The organism is Oleidesulfovibrio alaskensis DSM 16109 (genome assembly GCF_000482745.1).
Classification (GTDB): domain Bacteria; phylum Desulfobacterota; class Desulfovibrionia; order Desulfovibrionales; family Desulfovibrionaceae; genus Oleidesulfovibrio; species Oleidesulfovibrio alaskensis.
On the sequence record NZ_AXWQ01000015.1, the window covers coordinates 83,348 to 99,141 of the forward strand.

General features: G+C 53.4%; 18 protein-coding genes and 2 tRNA genes. 5 read left to right on the plus strand and 15 right to left on the minus strand.

The window, feature by feature from the left end; all coding sequences use genetic code 11:
* The first annotated feature begins 26 nt into the window (after positions 1-26).
* The 3 genes from H586_RS18910 to H586_RS0110295 all read left to right on the plus strand — a co-directional run bounded on the left by H586_RS18910 (position 27) and on the right by H586_RS0110295 (position 748).
* Entirely contained in the window at positions 27-482 is a 456-nt protein-coding gene (locus H586_RS18910; RefSeq protein WP_011367715.1) for a pyridoxamine 5'-phosphate oxidase family protein, read from the plus strand.
* 85 nt (positions 483-567) lie between these two features.
* Positions 568-644: transfer RNA gene (locus tag H586_RS0110290), tRNA-Arg, on the plus strand.
* Positions 645-671: 27 nt separating this feature from the next.
* A tRNA-Arg gene (locus H586_RS0110295) sits at positions 672-748 on the plus strand.
* Between the two features lie 196 nt (positions 749-944).
* On the opposite strand, the gene H586_RS18915 is transcribed toward H586_RS0110295, so the two are convergent.
* From H586_RS18915 to H586_RS0110330, 7 genes are all read right to left on the minus strand, one after another.
* Complete coding sequence (locus tag H586_RS18915) at positions 945-1,457, minus strand: OmpH family outer membrane protein (RefSeq protein ID WP_051363976.1); 513 nt, start codon at positions 1,455-1,457, stop codon at positions 945-947.
* 121 nt (positions 1,458-1,578) lie between these two features.
* The gene (locus H586_RS0110305) at positions 1,579-2,745 is read right to left on the minus strand and encodes a murein transglycosylase domain-containing protein (RefSeq protein ID WP_027181984.1); all 1,167 of its coding nucleotides are present in this window, start codon (positions 2,743-2,745) and stop codon (positions 1,579-1,581) included.
* 31 nt (positions 2,746-2,776) lie between these two features.
* Complete coding sequence (locus H586_RS20115) at positions 2,777-4,357, minus strand: SpoIID/LytB domain-containing protein (RefSeq protein ID WP_051363977.1); 1,581 nt, start codon at positions 4,355-4,357, stop codon at positions 2,777-2,779.
* The gene (gene miaA, locus H586_RS0110315; RefSeq protein ID WP_027181985.1) at positions 4,357-5,289 is read right to left on the minus strand and encodes a tRNA (adenosine(37)-N6)-dimethylallyltransferase MiaA; all 933 of its coding nucleotides are present in this window, start codon (positions 5,287-5,289) and stop codon (positions 4,357-4,359) included. The genes H586_RS20115 and miaA overlap by 1 nt, the downstream gene beginning before the upstream one ends.
* Before the next feature lie 5 nt (positions 5,290-5,294).
* Positions 5,295-5,807: a pantetheine-phosphate adenylyltransferase gene (coaD, locus tag H586_RS0110320; RefSeq protein ID WP_011367710.1), complete on the minus strand. Its 513-nt coding sequence runs from the start codon at positions 5,805-5,807 to the stop codon at positions 5,295-5,297.
* A complete protein-coding gene (rsmD, locus tag H586_RS0110325) occupies positions 5,783-6,352 on the minus strand; it encodes a 16S rRNA (guanine(966)-N(2))-methyltransferase RsmD (protein WP_011367709.1) in 570 nt (189 codons plus the stop codon). The genes coaD and rsmD overlap by 25 nt, the downstream gene beginning before the upstream one ends.
* A 13-nt stretch (positions 6,353-6,365) precedes the next feature.
* Positions 6,366-7,973: an MBL fold metallo-hydrolase RNA specificity domain-containing protein gene (locus H586_RS0110330; RefSeq protein WP_011367708.1), complete on the minus strand. Its 1,608-nt coding sequence runs from the start codon at positions 7,971-7,973 to the stop codon at positions 6,366-6,368.
* Between the two features lie 128 nt (positions 7,974-8,101).
* Between H586_RS0110330 and H586_RS0110335 the strand changes: the two genes are divergently transcribed.
* Both H586_RS0110335 and tadA read left to right on the plus strand, forming a co-directional pair.
* Positions 8,102-8,758, plus strand: coding sequence for an LOG family protein (locus tag H586_RS0110335; protein ID WP_011367707.1), 657 nt, complete (start codon positions 8,102-8,104; stop codon positions 8,756-8,758).
* Positions 8,759-8,765: 7 nt separating this feature from the next.
* Complete coding sequence (gene tadA / locus H586_RS0110340) at positions 8,766-9,263, plus strand: tRNA adenosine(34) deaminase TadA (protein ID WP_011367706.1); 498 nt, start codon at positions 8,766-8,768, stop codon at positions 9,261-9,263.
* Positions 9,264-9,507: 244 nt separating this feature from the next.
* Here the strand turns inward: tadA and H586_RS0110350 are convergent, their stop codons facing one another.
* From H586_RS0110350 to rpoN, 8 genes are all read right to left on the minus strand, one after another.
* Entirely contained in the window at positions 9,508-10,425 is a 918-nt protein-coding gene (locus H586_RS0110350) for a manganese-dependent inorganic pyrophosphatase (protein ID WP_027181987.1), read from the minus strand.
* A 145-nt stretch (positions 10,426-10,570) separates the two neighbouring features.
* The gene (locus H586_RS18925) at positions 10,571-11,326 is read right to left on the minus strand and encodes a hypothetical protein (RefSeq protein WP_234702954.1); all 756 of its coding nucleotides are present in this window, start codon (positions 11,324-11,326) and stop codon (positions 10,571-10,573) included.
* Positions 11,286-11,747: a PTS sugar transporter subunit IIB gene (locus H586_RS0110360; protein WP_011367703.1), complete on the minus strand. Its 462-nt coding sequence runs from the start codon at positions 11,745-11,747 to the stop codon at positions 11,286-11,288. Before H586_RS0110360 ends, H586_RS18925 begins: the two co-directional genes overlap by 41 nt.
* 5 nt (positions 11,748-11,752) lie before the next feature.
* On the minus strand, positions 11,753-12,193 hold the full coding sequence (locus H586_RS0110365; protein ID WP_011367702.1) for a PTS sugar transporter subunit IIA: 441 nt from the start codon (positions 12,191-12,193) through the stop codon (positions 11,753-11,755).
* Between the two features lie 39 nt (positions 12,194-12,232).
* Positions 12,233-13,117, minus strand: a complete 885-nt coding sequence (gene rapZ / locus H586_RS0110370) for an RNase adapter RapZ (RefSeq protein ID WP_011367701.1) — start codon at positions 13,115-13,117, stop codon at positions 12,233-12,235.
* A gap of 61 nt (positions 13,118-13,178) precedes the next feature.
* Entirely contained in the window at positions 13,179-13,628 is a 450-nt protein-coding gene (locus tag H586_RS0110375; protein WP_011367700.1) for a PTS sugar transporter subunit IIA, read from the minus strand.
* A gap of 3 nt (positions 13,629-13,631) precedes the next feature.
* Entirely contained in the window at positions 13,632-14,174 is a 543-nt protein-coding gene (gene hpf / locus H586_RS0110380) for a ribosome hibernation-promoting factor, HPF/YfiA family (protein ID WP_027181988.1), read from the minus strand.
* A 50-nt stretch (positions 14,175-14,224) separates the two neighbouring features.
* Positions 14,225-15,649: an RNA polymerase factor sigma-54 gene (rpoN, locus tag H586_RS0110385; RefSeq protein ID WP_027181989.1), complete on the minus strand. Its 1,425-nt coding sequence runs from the start codon at positions 15,647-15,649 to the stop codon at positions 14,225-14,227.
* Between the last annotated feature and the right edge of the window lie 145 nt (positions 15,650-15,794).

The following is a 15,794-nucleotide window of genomic DNA, read 5'->3' on the forward strand; positions in this document are numbered from 1 at the left end:
CGTCTGTCCGAAAAAGTTGAGGCATTATGCTGAATACAATGCTGTCGATGCTGGGAAGTCACGGGCTGTGCGTACTGGCCACAGCCGCTGCCACGGCAGGGGCTGTGGTGCCCCATTGCTCACTGATGTCGTATGTTGTTACCGGTGAGGGTGTATCGCTATATGTTGCCACAGGCAAGAACAGTCGCAAGTATGAAAACATGCGGGCCAACCCGGTGGTCAGTATTCTTGTGGATAACAGAGACACAGCCGGAAACGGCCCGTATGCACTTACTCTGGCTGCACAGGCTGTTATTGACCTGCCCTGCGCAGAACGGCGCAAAGCTGCCGGCCTGCTTGCCGCAAGCCATGCTCCCTTGCGTCAATTGCTGGAAACGCCGTCATGTGCTGTCGTCCGGCTTGATGTGTCTGAAATGACGCTGCTGACGGATGTCCGGACTGCCTTTACAGAAAAAATCGAACTATCCCAAAAAACCGCTTGACGTCTTCGGGCGTCACACATATAAGGCACTTCCACGTTGCGGGAATTTCTGTTCAGCACAATGAACAGTGCCTGAAACGTATTGCGCGTCCGTAGCTCAGTTGGATAGAGCACATGGCTACGAACCATGCGGTCGGAGGTTCGAATCCTTTCGGGCGCGCCACTTCAGAACATAATTTTTAGCTGTGCTGCGCCCGTAGCTCAGTTGGATAGAGCACATGGCTACGAACCATGCGGTCGGAGGTTCGAATCCTTTCGGGCGCGCCAGCTTACAAAACCCCGGTTTCCGGGGTTTTTTTTATGTCCTTGATTCACTTTTCACAAAAATCAGCGGCCCTGCCCTGCCCATCCCGAAAAAAAGCAGATGCCGCCGGCAATTCATTGCAGAATATTCTGATCATCCGCGTAAAAAAAGACCGCCGGTATTCCGGCGGTCTTTTCAGATCTTCGTGTTTACAGCGTGTTATTTGGTATCCGGTGCCGGTGCGTCGCCGGTGGAGTTGGTTTCCTCAAAAGTGACACTGAGCTTATTCATTTCACTGATGATGTCCGAAGTCACGTCTACGCTATCGTCGTAGGAAATGACTCCTTCCTTATGCATGAGTACGGCGTAGCCTTTTTCGGCTCTGTACTTCTGCATCACGCTTTTAAGATTTTCATCCAGCGCAACCATGACGCGCTGCTGGGCGGCATTGACTCTGTTGCGCAGGTCGGTGATGGAGGCATGCATTTTCTGCGTGGCTTCTTCATTTCCCTGAGCATTCTGCATTTCTGCCTGCATGCCTTCAAATTCTTTTCTGGCGTCGGCCGCCAGATTTTCAAGATATTCCTGTCCGGCCTTTGCGGCTGTGGATTCTTCGTAGACACGGGTCATGTCCACAACACCCACAACGGGGGTATTTTTAGCAGGCTGGTTACAGCCGGCCAGAACCAGCATGCTCATAACCGTCAAAAATAAAACAGCACGTTTTTTCATCAAAAACTCCAGTTAACGTTGATAATTATGATGCCTGCGGCAATCGCGCACAGGCCGGTATACAAAAACAGACATTGGCGACACTACATTTTCCGTTCCGGTGCGGCAATGGCTTTGTCTGTCAGAGTGCAACAAACTCTTTGCGCGCTTGCCCCACTTTCCACAGATATCTGCGGGTTTCCATGGACGGAAGCCGCTTTTGCAGCCTGTCATACACTTCGTCGGGCGAAAGTGAGTTGATGATTTCTGCGGCAGTCCGCCTGTTCTGATGGAAGCTGCGCAACACGGCTCCTGCGCCGCCGTTGTAAGCGGCAATCATGCAGTATTCGCGGGATACCGGATGGCGGATGTCGGAAAGGTACCTGTTATTGAGAATGAAAAGATACGCTGTGCCGTAGCGGATATTGATCTCGGGATCAAAAAGCTGCTCCGGCGTCGGGGAACCTTTTCTGCCGTTAAGCATTGTATACACGTCGCTTCCCGCGGTGGAAGGCACAACCTGCATAAGTCCGTAAGCGGGAGCATGGCTGACCGCAAAGGGGTTGAAGTCACTTTCCGTTTTCATGACGGCGTATACCAGATTGGGGCTTATTCCGTACTCACGGGCAAACCGCCGGACAGGCTCACGAAACTTGCGCGCCCGGATATGCAGATGGTCTTTGACCATGGCAAACGAGACACTGTGTACAGTAACCCGTTTTCCGTCCACTGTGACCTGCCGCATGGTCCTTGCCCGCCGGATGAGATCGCTGGCGTAGCGCTCGGCACGCCATGCCCAACGTATGGGCTTGCCGTGGTAGTCTACCACCTCATTGTATAGAAAAGGTTCCTCGCCCAGACGAACCTCACCGGCGGAATACATATCCACAGCGCGCGGATCGGCGGGGGTCAGCAGCGTGGTTACAATGGCACTGTGCAGGCTCTTTTCTGGTGATTTGTCGTCAACAGTCTCCACAGTCACAACGCCTTTGTCAAAATCAACGCTGGCACGCGACAGATAATTCTGTGTGTATTTGACATATTCTTTGGGACCGGCCTCTCTGGTTTCATCCTTGCCCCATTTGCCTGCCACGGCGTCTCTGAATTCCTGCAGGCGGCGGGCAAGCTGTTTGAGGTCAGCCTCCAGCTGTGCCGGATTCATGGCATAGCGGATACCCTTGTCACGGGCCAGTGCCGCGGCTCCGGCCATGTCTCCTGATGCGGCCACGCGGGCCATGCGTACCGCCTCGCCGGGGGTGCATGCGCAAAGCAGCGTTGCGCAAAGCAGCGGCAATGCCATTTTTTTCATTATTTTCACCTGTCGTGCCGAAGCTGCGTCATCAGTACAAAGCTCTCACGGTGGTATGCGGATAGTATTGCCTGAGAATTGCTTCATAAGCGGCCCCTTTCCGGGCCATGCCTTCCGCACCCCACTGGCTCATCCCCACTCCGTGTCCGTACCCTCTTCCCCTGAAAAGAATTGTCTTACCGCTTATGCCGATACTGCATAGTGTGCTTTTCATCTTTGTGGCACCCACCAGCAATCTGAACGGATTGGAATTCATCTCAATATTGCCACCGTCTGTGGCCATACGCACCCTGAGCACCCTGCCGGAAGCAGAACGCTGCGATACAGCCACACCGCTGACCTGCCTTACGGGGTACCCTCTGCTGCGCAGCAGCATTGCCAATTCACTCAGAGGGATGCTGCAGCTCCACTGCATATCTTTTATGCTGTTGCTTACAGGGTCTGCCTGCACTCTATAGTACGGCATGTCAACATCCCAGACGGCAGAATCATCTTCCAGCACACCGCCGCTGTGAGAATGATAAAAGGCCAGCGCGATTGCCCCGTTATATACAAGGATGCGTCCTCTTGTGGCTTTGACAGCTTCCGCAGCCTGCCGCCCGCCGGAAATGACGCCTCCGTACACCTGTGATGCAGTTGTTGACCATACGTCATATGGGCGTTCGCTGCTGCGCAAGAGCATGTACAGGGCATGCGTTCGCGCTGCCACAGCCTGAGCACGGAGTGCCTGCGGCCTGAAAGAGTCAGGCATTTCGCACGGAACAACGCCTTCCAGATACCGCTCCAGCGGCAATGTGTTCACTGCCAGCACCTTTCCTTCGCGCACATGAAAGCTCATGCTGCCGGCATAACGGGCATCGCCCATGGCAAAGGTGCCGCCGCGTGCCAGCAGGCTGACGGAAGCCCCCATGGGACGGCCGTTGAGGCATATATCGTCTCCCTGTACTGTTATGCGCAGCTTTCCGGCCATGACTCTGGCTCTTCTGCCTTCATAACCGGCCACCGTGCCGGAAGGAGGAGTGACTATGATTTCAGAGGCATGCTTCAGGGCAACCCTGATATTGGGCTCTCTGCGCGGTATGGGGCGGGGGGTGATTTCCGCAGGAGGAACATCGGCTTTACCGGCAAAGGAATGCTTTTGCAGGCGGGTGAGCATGTGGCGGCTTCCTCCGGCCTTGGGACCGTTGGGAAAACGCTTCAGATAGCCTTCAAAGGCCAGACGGGCAGCGGTGTGCTCTCCCCTGTCGTACCGGAGCATGGCCAGATTGTACCAAGCCCTTGCAATGACATGAGGCAGACCGCCAAGGGCGATGCCTTTTTCGTAAAGATCGATGGCTCTGTCTTTGCGGTCCAGAAACATGGCGTTGATATCGCCCAGCATGACAAGCGCTTCCGACCTGACGGCCGCTGAGTCATCCAGACGGTAGATGGCGTGCCATAGCTCAAGACTTTCAAGAATTTTGCCCTGCTGATACAGATTGACGGCCTGTGCGCGCAGTGGAGCAGGATCAAAACTTCCCTGAGCGGTTGCTGCCGAAGCTTTGAGCGGCAAAAGGGAGCAGGCAAAAAGCAGAATAACTCCGGACAGCAGAAAACGCAGACAGATGCCCATCAGCCGGTGCTGCCTGCCACAGAGTGTACCAGCCGTTCCATGGCCGCCATATCCGTACCGTCCAGCCAGTGCAGATTCGGTTCTCTGCGGAACCAGGTAAGCTGGCGCTTGGCATATTGCCGTGTGTTGTGCAGCCACAGGCGCTTGCATTCATCAAGGCTGACCGCTCCCTTGATATAAGAATACAATTCGGCACAACCGATTCCCGACCAACCGGGAGCGCGGGGATTGTCACATATACCCATGGCGTTCCGGGCTTCATCAAGTGCCCCGGCTGCAAGCATCATTTCGATGCGCTTTGCAAGACGCGGTGTCAGTCCGTCCAGCGTTGCGCTGACCCCTATTTTTACAGCACGATACGGCGACGGAGGAACAGGCTGGGCATGCCACCATGAAAGTGGTCTGCCTGTGGCCTCCTGTACTTCCAGCGCACGCACTATCCTCTGGCTGTCATTGGGGTGAAGCCGCTCTGCTGTCTGCGGATCCTGCGTTTCAAGCAGCCAGTGCAGTGCCGGCGCCCCGCGGGCTGCACATCTCTCCTGCCATTTCTGCGATACCGTTTCGGGAATGTCGGGTATGGCGGCTATGCCGTCGAGCAGCGCACGCAGATACAGGCCTGTTCCTCCCACAAGCAGAGGAAGCCTGCCGTGTGCGTGCTCTTCTTTGATGATCCGGCGGGCCATATCAAGAAAAACACCGGCACTCATCTTTTCCTGTATGCCCATGAATCCGTACAGATGGTGCGGACAGGATGCCTGCTCCTCAAGCGTAGGCTGGGCAGTGATGACAGGAAAATCTTTGTACACCTGCCGTGAGTCGCAGTTAATTACCGCGCCGTCGAACACGGCGGCAAGATGCAGTGACGCGGCAGTCTTACCCGCGCCGGTAGGGCCGACAATACATACTACAGGAATCACGGAAGCCTCTGACATGCGCACTACCCGTTAAGCGGATAAGGGTAGCCGTATTTTTCACGCAGTCTGCGGTAGACATTGTCCGGAACAAGTCCTTTGATATCTCCGCCCAGACTGGCCGCAGCCTTGATAATGGTGGAACTGATGTAAAGCCACTTATAGTCGGTCATCAGAAAGACTGTCTGGATATGCCGTTTCATTTTGCGGTTCATTAAAGCCAGCTGAAACTCATATTCAAAGTCGGAGACAGCCCTGAGACCGCGCAATATGACCCCCGCACCTCTTCTTTCCGCATAGTCAACCAGCAGGCCGGAAAAAGGCTCCACTGTAATGCTGCCCACGCCTTCCAGCGCTTCCTGAGCCATCTGGACACGCTCATCAATGGTGAAAAGCGGAGTTTTGGGTGTATCATTGGCCACTGCGACCACAATATGATCGAAAATCTGGCAGCCACGTTGTATCAGGCTGGCATGTCCATTAGTCAGCGGATCAAACGTTCCGGGATATATGGCTATTTTTCCGTCAGTTGACCCCATATGAGAATCCTTGTCTGTCCGTAAGTTCTGTTGACCAGAAGTTCAAGACGGCTGTCGACTTCCGGCAGTTCTGATACTGCGGCCTCAGCTTCCGCCACGATCATGGCTTCAGGAGCAAGCCAGCGGTTGCGCAGCAGAGCGGTGGCCGCCGGAGAAACAAAGTTTTTGCCATAAGGCGGGTCGATGAAGACAACATCAAAGGCGCGCGCAGGGGCAACCCTCAGGAACTTGCTCACATCTTCATGAAATACCTGCCAGCGGGCGGCTTCCACTTTCAGCAGCTCCGCATTGCTGCGGATAACCTTGACCGCCGCAGGATTGCTTTCCACAAACCACCCTTCAGCCGCCCCGCGACTTAAGGCTTCAAATCCGCAGCTGCCGCTTCCGGCAAAAAGATCCAGCACCCGGCATTCTGACCAGTGCACTCCCCGTGCCTCCAGCATGGAGAAAAGGGCCTTGCGTACTTTTGCCATGGCTGGCCGGTAGCCGGGGCCGACTGTTGTTTTCAGAGTACGTCCGCCGTACTCTCCGCTTATTATTTTCATAGTATTTGTCTGGTTACAGCTCGGAAAGAATACCAAGCATTTCGTTGTTTAATTCAAGCAGACGGTCACGTATTTCAACCTGCTGCGCCCAGTCGGCATGTTCGATGTCGCCTTTGCGGGCGCGCAGCTGCATCATGCGTGCCTCTGTTTCCGAAAGCAGAAAATCCCAGTTAAGCTGCGGCTGATAGCGCTGCGGGTCGCCGGTGGTGACAACAGCCTCCCCCGGTTCCAGCTCTATTTCTTCCAGATATCCCGGACTGTGAACAGACAACTCATATTTCTCTTCCAGTATGGCCTTAAGTGCTTGCTGGGCTTTCTCTTCACCATGCACAAGAAACACTTTCATCTCTTTGGTGGCAAATTTTCCCACCCAGTCCAGTATCTGGCTTTGCCCCGCATGCCCCGAAAAACCGCCTATGGTAAAGACTTTTGCCTGTATGGCAATCTCTTCGCCGAAGAGACGGATACTGCGGGCACCGTCCACTATTCTGCGGCCGGGGGTTCCCACTGCCTGATACCCCACAAAGACAATGCTGGCACCGGGACGCCAGATGTTGTGCCTGAGGTGGTGCTTGATGCGACCGGCGTTGCACATGCCGCTGGCTGAAATGATAACGGCCGGTCCCGTGTAATTGTTGATGGCCTGAGATTCCTGTGTTTTTGTTGTCAGCCGCAGGCTGGGCATGGCAAACGGGTCTTCTCCGGAAAGCAGCAACTTCTGCATTTCTTCATCAAAGAAGCGCGGATGCTTGCGGAATATCTCAGTGGCACGGATGGCAAGAGGGCTATCAAGGAAAATGGGCATATCCACCGGCATACGCCCCTCTTTCTGCAGCAGGAACAGGGTGTACAGGACTTCCTGTGTTCTCTCAACCGCAAAGGCGGGTATGATGACCTTTTCACCCTGCCGGTAGCTGTATGCTATGGCTTCTGCCAGCTCCTGCCTGCTGTTGCTCTCATCTTTATGGTTTCTGTCACCATATGTTGACTCCACAAACAGATAATCCGCTGCGGCAGCAGCTTCAGGGTCGCGCACTATGAGCGAGTTGGGTTTGCCAAGGTCGCCGGAAAAAATCAACCGCGAGCAGCGCCCGTGTTCACAAACTTCAATTTCAAGAAACGCGGAACCCAGAATATGGCCTGCGTCTTTATATGTCACCGTAACCCCTTCCACAGGAGAAAAAGGCCGGTTATACTCTACATTCTCGAAAAATCGTGAAACCCGCGCTGCATCTGCAAAGGTGTACAGCGGGTCTACCGGTTTGCGCCCTTTACGTTTTTGCTTGCGGGTCTGCCATTCCGCTTCCATTTCCTGTATATTGGCGCTGTCCTGCAGCATGATCTCAAGAAGGTCTCTGGTAGGTTCGGTACAATATACCGGCCCCGTAAAACCGTCGCGCACCATGCGCGGCAACAGGCCGGTGTGGTCTATATGAGCGTGAGTTATCAGAAAAAAATCTATCGTTTCAGGAGAGTATACATCTGTCTCGTAGTTTCTTTTTTCTATTTCGTGGTTTCCCTGATGCATGCCGCAATCAACTGCAAAGCGGACACCACCGGATTCGACCACATAACATGAACCAGTGACAGTACGGGCTGCGCCGAGAAATTGAACTTTCATACGAGAACCTCTGGGTTAAAATGGCGTACTGACATATTGAACACAGAGCGGAACGAGCGCAAGTAATTTCAGCCGATTGCGCGGGCTGCAATAACAGACTATAGTCGGCACAACATAAGGAGATAATAATGAGTCAGTCCAAACAATATGTTATAGACACTCTTTCTACCAAGGAATCATGGCGGTTGTTCAAGATAATGGCCGAACTGGTGGACGGGTTTGAGACCCTGAACGACCTTGATAACTGCGTCTCTATTTTCGGTTCTGCGCGGGTTGATCCCTCCAGCCCGCTCTATCAGGAAACGGAAAAACTGGCACGTCTGCTTGTTGAAGAAGGATACGGCGTTATCACCGGCGGCGGGCCCGGTCTGATGGAAGCGGGCAACAAAGGCGCCACCGAAGCGGGCGGCAAGTCTGTGGGGCTGCACATTCATCTGCCGTTTGAACAAAATTCAAATCAGTACATAAAGACACGCTGCGATTTCAAATACTTTTTTGTACGCAAGCTCATGTTCATCAAGTACGCCATGGCCTATGTGGTCATGCCCGGAGGCATAGGTACGCTTGACGAACTGACAGAGGCTTTTGTGCTTACCCAGACCAAGCGGATCAAGGCCTTTCCGATCATTCTGTACAACAGCAGTTACTGGAACGGCCTGCTGGACTGGATTCGGGACAAAATGGTGTCTGAAGGATTTATAAGAGAAGAAGAGCTTGATCTTATTACGGTCAAGGATACGCCGGAAGAGGTGCTCGCCTACATCAAGCGACATGTCATTATCTGACAACGGCATGAAGCAGAAGATGCAGATCATTCCTCCTGTGCCTTCCGGCTGGAAAAGCTGGGAGGCACTGATGGAGCTGGCTCTGGAACAGGCTGTGCTGGCGCAGCTGCACGGGGAAGTGCCCGTGGGTGCCGTGGTGGTCGCACCGGACGGAGCAGTGCTCGGCTCCGGACGCAACAGGCCCATTGCCACCTGTGACCCCACGGCGCACGCGGAAATCCTTGCCATACGTCAGGCGTGCATCCATACGGGCAACTACCGGCTGGACGATGCCGTACTGGTCGTGACGCTTGAGCCTTGCCACATGTGCACAGGTGCCATCATTCACGCCCGACTTGCAGGAGTGGTTTACGGGGCATCGGACAAGCGTGCCGGAGCGGTGGATTCCTGCCTGGACGGGTTGGAGCTGCCTTTTCACAACCACAGGCCGTGGTATATGAGCGGTGTGTGCGAAGCTGAATGCTCGCGGCTTCTTGCAGAGTTTTTTAAAGAAAAAAGACAGTGACAGGCCGTCTGCCGGTTTTATGCCGCCGGTTTGCTGTTCTGAACAGCGGGTGCAGCGCAGGCGCTTTTGCCGGTGATGTCTGCCTGTGCGCGGCACGGGCTTCGCGGTTTTTGCCATTCGCACGCATAAAAACGTGCAGCAAATGCCTCCGCGCTTTTGTTTCCGATAAGAGCCTCAGGTACAGGTGTACTTGATAATTAAAAAGCCCGCCGTAAGGCGGGCTTTTACAGTCAGGCTCGGAAGCTTATTTGAAGGCCTTTTCAAAGTTGGGCACAACCTGCTTCTTACGGCTCATAACGCCGTCCAGCCATACGGAGCGGCCTTCGGGCTTAACGCCGAAAGCTTTTTCAACCACAACGGTATCATCGGAAACGATCAGCATTTCGCTGCCTTCCTTCATGATGTCCGTGAGCAGCAGGAATACAGAGTGACGGCCGTCGGCCTTCACTTTCTGAATTTCTTCGTACAGGCCGTCCTTGACCGGATCAAGGATGCTCAGGTCGACAACTTCCAGCTGGCCGATGCCAACTTTGCTGCCGTTCATGTCGAAATCTTTGTAGTCACGGAAAACCAGTTCGCTCATGGTGGCGCCTTCAACAGCGGACTTCACCTTGAACATTTCCATGCCCAGAGCCATGACATCGTTCACACCGGCGATCTTGGCAAGTTCTTCCACAGCTTTCTTGTCCTGATCGGTGCAGGTGACCGACTTGAACATGACGGTGTCGCTGAGGATTGCACACAGCATGCCGCCTGCAATACCCTTGGGCACTTCGATGCCGTAAAAATCGTACATGGCCTTGATCACGGTGCAGGAACAACCCACAGGCCATACCCACATTTCCAGCGGGTTGGAGGTAGTCACGTTGCCAAGCTTGTGGTGGTCGACCACGCCTTTGATTTCTGCATCGGCGATGTCGGCGGGCAGCTGGGCGCCGTCGGTGGTGTCCACCAGAATCAGGTCTTTACCGGCAACGGAAGTTACGACTTCAGGAGCGGCAAGGCCGAATTTTTCCAGAACAAAAGTGCTCTCAGGGGTGCATTCGCCCTGAGCTACAGCGGTGGCTTCCACGCCGCGCTTGGACATAAGGTCGGCGACGGCAAGTGCGGAAACGATGGAGTCGGTATCCGGGTTCATGTGGCCCATTACGAGTACAGCCATGGTGAAATCCTCCATAAATCTTGTTAGGAAAGCGAAGGTTCGCTTAGCGCCAAGTGAGTTTGTGCCAAATAGCACAATCTGGCGCAACTGCCAAGTGGGGCAAGGCGTGCAAACAGAAAAAAAAGCGCAAAAAAAAGCCCCCGGGCTATAACCCGAGGGCATAAAACATGAATAAACAGATTGTTGCAACAAAGAGTGCATACGCGCGCGGTATCCGGACAGCCAGCACGCCTCCCACTGCGCTTACAAACCATAATGCCGGCCATTCTGCTCCCTGTATGTAGGGAAGATGGCCCAGAAGCGAACTCAGGCCGGAGATAGTGCCGATAAGCACAAGCAGCGCCGCAAGAAAAAAGCCTGCCTGCAATAACAGAAGCTGCAAAGATGCATTCCAGACCAGCATACCGAACGGAGGCACTTCCTCAATGCCCGAAGCCACACGTCTGGCACCTCCTCTGCCCCACCCCAATGCTCTGTTATAGGCTTTGTCCTGCATCGTCCGGTGCATATATTCCAGCCTGGCGCTTATGAACGCAGCAGGCAGCGAAAGCAGCGCCGGAACGGCCACCTCTTCGGGCGTACGCAATCCGAAGTAGTCTGTTGCCGCGATGGTCAGCAGCAGGCAGCCGACTGCATTGGGGGGAATATATGTGCCGGCAGGAAAAAGGTCGAGCCAGAGGAGTTCGAAGAAGATAGCAAGGCTGAGGCTGAGTTCCCATTCGCCGGTGATTACGGCCCACAGAAAGCCGACACACAGCGGACGCTCAAGAAATCCGATATTTATGCTGAAGCGCGGGAGCGAAAAGAGGGCAAAAAAAAAGCGATGGGGAGACCCCACATGAGGGAGTGAAAAGAAAAAATCATGACCACCCCTTAACCTGAACAGGCGCGTTTGGAACACACCGGAAATCCAGCGCGACGGCTTTGCGCTTGAAAAAGCGCAGACATGCTTCGTCGTCATCGGAAACAGCCACGTGCGGACACAACTGGCGCTTGCCCGGACTGTAATGCAGGTTGCCTATATTCAGTGTGTCAAATTCAAAACCATTTTCAGAACTGCGACGCGCGTCGCCACAGTTGGCAAAAAGTACCAGCGTGTCCGGCAGTGCTATTCCGCGCCGCATAATGATGTCCTGCAACTCATCAATTCTCACAAACGTGATGGACACACGCCCGGGTACTGCCAGAGAGACAATCTGCTGCTGCAGATCATCCGCCGCCAGTTCGTCGTTGACAACCAGCAGATGCCTTGCTCCGGTATAGGGCAGCCACGTTTCTATTATCTGACCATGAACCAGACGATTATCAACCCGCACCCACATATACTCTATTTGCCTCGCGCTTTACGGCGCAGAACCTCGCCGGCCACAACGATGCCGTTGCCGCCGGACTCTTTGGCTTCCAGTGCCAGATTCTGCAACTCCATGGTACGGCTGGAAAAAACTTTAAGCAGCATAGGCAGGTTGATTCCGGTGACAACCTCTATGTCCGCACTGCTGAGCAAAGAAAGGCTGAGGTTTGTGGGCGTGCCGCCGAACATATCGGTGAGCACGATAACCCCTTTGCCTTTATCCAGCTTGCGGACTGCTTCTTTCAGCCGGTCGATTGTTTCTCCCACCTGCAGTGTGCCGTCAACACTCACCGACGTGCAGTCGGTCAGCGGGCCGAGAATAAATTCGGCAGCGCGCAGCAACGCAGCACCGTAGTCCGCGTGCGTGACAAGTACAATGCCCACTACGGGCTCTTCCACGGTTGGTTCAGAAGACATATTTTCTGCTTTGCACATTTGGTTATGGTGGAAAAAAAATCAGCCCAGATCGATATGCCGGTGTTCCAAGGATACTGCATAATCGGACTTTTTCAAAGCGTCCCGCAACGCTTCGGCTGTGGAAACAGACCGGTGTCTGCCGCCGGTACAGCCGATGGCCAGCGTTATCCGGTAGCGGCCTTCCGCCTCATACTGAGGAAGCAGGAAGAGAAGAAAGTCTAAAAAACGTTTAAAGAAAGTCTTGCCTTGCTCGCAACCCAGAACAAACTGCTGTATTTCAGGGTCTTTACCTGAAAGCGCCTTTAATTTTGCGTCGAAGTACGGATTGGGCAGAAAGCGCAGGTCGAAAACCATGTCGGCGTCGGAAGGGACACCGTATTTGAACCCGAAGGTAATCAGGTTGACGCGCAGACTTCTCAAGCTGCCTCCAAGCGAACTCCATTTTTTTTGCACAATGCGCCGCAGGTCGTGAATGGAGAATTCTGAGGTATCGAGAATAAGGTCTGCACGTTCACGCACCGGAGCCAGCAGATTCCGTTCATGTTCAACGGCGGCCTCCAGCCCCAGGTCGCCGCCTTCCAGAGGATGAGGTCTGCGTGTGGTGGCAAAACGCCGTACCAGAGTATCACTGTCGGCTTCCAGATAGATGATGCGGGGAGAAACCCCCATCTTTTCCAGCCGCATAAGCGCGCCTTCGAATTCATCCAGAAAATCGAACTGGCGCAGGTCCATGCCCAGCACCACGCCGCGGTAGCGCCCCATGGCATCACGTGCAAGATGTTCCAACAGGTCGGCCACTACCCCCACCGGCAGCCCGTCTATGGTAAAAAAGCGCAAGTCCTCGAATACATTGAGCACCGTGCTTTTGCCCGCGCCGGAAAGTCCTGTGACTATAAGAACCGGCAGACTTTCACTCTTTTTCACGGCGCAACCCCTTTTCCTACCTTTTAGACAGAGCGGCACCACCGGCGTCCGCCCCTTTCCGTTACGCCTTCTGCAAAAGCTCCCACAAGGTATCTTCCGAATCTGCCTGAGCAAATTCAGCTCTGAATTCTTTGTCTTTCAGCAGACGCGAAATCTGTGCGAGAATGCGCAGATGCATGCCGGCCACCTGTTCTGGAGCAAGAACAAGAAAGAATACGTTACACAGCTTGTAATCAAGCGCTTCAAAATCAAGCCCTTCAGAACTGCGACCGACCACCAGCACGATGTGGTCAAGCCCCTCCACCTTGCCGTGCGGTATGGCTATGCCGTCACCGATGCCGGTTGTTCCCAGATTTTCACGGTCCTGCAGAATGCGGACCACGGTATTCTGATCCAGTTCCGGATATTTTTGGATGACCGGTTTCACAAGTTCCGCCAGCACCTCAGTTTTGGTGCTGGCGGAAAGCTCATGAATTATGAGGTCTTTATCCAGGTATTCACCCAGTTTCATTTTTTAGAATCCCGGATCGATCAGCCCGAAGTCTCCGTCCTTGCGACGGTAGATGACATTCACGCGGTTGTTCTGCGCGTTTTTGAAAACGAGAAACTCGTAATCCAGCGCCTCAAGCTGCATGGCTGCTTCATCAATATGCATGGGTTTGGGATCAATCTCATCAGTTTCAATGATGGTGCGCTCGCGCACGCCGTCATTGTCTTTGTAATTGAACACATCCATACGCACGCTGTCATCACTGCTGGAACGGCGCCGATCCTTAGTCTTTTCTGCGTGTTTCTTGACCTGTGCTTCCAGCTTATCCAGCACAAGATCAATAGTGGCATACATATCCTCGCTCTGCTCCACTGCAGAGAGATTCAACCCCTCGCCCGTGCATTGTACTTCCGCCTTGTGCCGGAATTTATCAACGCTCAACAGAACCTGTAACTCAAGGTTTTCTGACTTATTCAAAAAGCGTCCGAGCTTTTCAAAACGGCGGTTGGCATACTTTTTCAAGTGATCGGAAGGCTCGAAGTTCTTGAAAGTGAAAGCGATGTTCATAAAAACCTCCAGAGATTCAGTTCAGGCATTTCTGCCGGAAATCCTTTGGCCTAAAATACAGCTTTTCGTTTCGAAGAAGAAGGGATTCCCATAGCTGTACGATACTTCGCCACGGTTCTTCGAGCAATATTGACTTGCAACTTTTCTTTAAGAATTTCTCCGATCTTTTCGTCACTGAGCGGTTCTTTAGGATTTTCTTCAGAAATCAGGTTCTTTATCAGCGCTTTCACACTTTCAGAACCTACCTCTGTTCCGTCATTTAACGCCAGTGCACTGTTAAAGAAATACTTAAGCTCCACAATACCATGGGGGGTAGCCACATACTTATTTGTTGTAATACGGCTGACGGTTGATTCGTGCATTCCTATATCGTCCGCTATATCCTTGAGAATAAGCGGGCGAAGCCGGGATACGCCTTCCTCGAAAAAACCCCTCTGATATTTAATAATGCTCTCAACTACTTTGTACAGGGTTCGCTGCCGTTGATAAAGGCTTTTTATAAGCCACGAGGCGGAGCGCATTTTTTCCTGCACGTAGTCCTTTTCTTTATCAGTGGAGCCCTTGACGCCTTCTTTATAAAATTCACTCAGCTGGAGATGTGGCAGGCCGTCTTCGTTCAGCAGGATGATAAAATCATCCTCGCTTTTATACACGTAGACATCGGGGCTGACATACGCGGGCTGTTCGTTACCGAAACGGGAGCCCGGCATGGGGTCAAGAGTCTGGATAAGGTCAAGATATTCTTTAAGGTCGTCCATTCCCAGACGATATTTTCTGAGAAGAGGCTTGTACCGTCGTTTTTCCAGGTCTTCCAGATGATCGCGGATCAGCTCGACAAGCACAGGGTCGCGGTCGTATCCAAGCACTTCGACCTGAACCAGAAGGCATTCCTGCGGAGTACGCGCCGCTATGCCCACGGGATCAAGCCGCTGCAGCAGGTGCAGCGTTTCTTCCACCTCTGCCGTACCGGCACCGGCCATTTCCGCCACGTTTTCCACCGTCGCCTGCAGATAGCCCGCAGGCGAAAGGTTGCCGATTATGACCTCTGCTATGTCCAGCTGTTTTTCCGTGGCGGAAGACAAGCGCAGCTGCCAGCTGAGATGCCCTTCCAGCGTGGGGCTGGATGAAAAACGAGCCTCAAAGGCGGTCATCTCTTCCGGCACTTCCGCGTCGCGTCCGCCTGCCTGTTTGCCGGTACTGGCAAAATCGCCAAGATAGTTTTCCCAGTCGGCATTCTTTACCAATTCCTGACGGAAAGGGTCGGCTTCTTCTGCTCTCGGGGCTCTCTCTTCAGCCTGAGAGACTGGGCGCTCTTCCTGTGTTTCTTCAAGAAACGGGTTTTCCAGCAGTTCCTGCTGAACGGTTTCAACGAGCTCGACGCGTGAAAGCTGCAACAGTTTGATCGCCTGCTGAAGCTGGGGCGTCATCACAAGCTGCTGAGCGAGTTTAAGCTGCTGTCGTAACTCTAAAGCCATTGTTCAACCGAATCCTTAAGATTATAAAAGCTGAATATATTTTGTTTTTATTGCTCAGGGAATATCAAATCCCTGATGCCGGAGACAGCGGAAACGTATATTCCGTGCTGTTATCCAAAAATCATTCCAAAATGCATTCCATGAC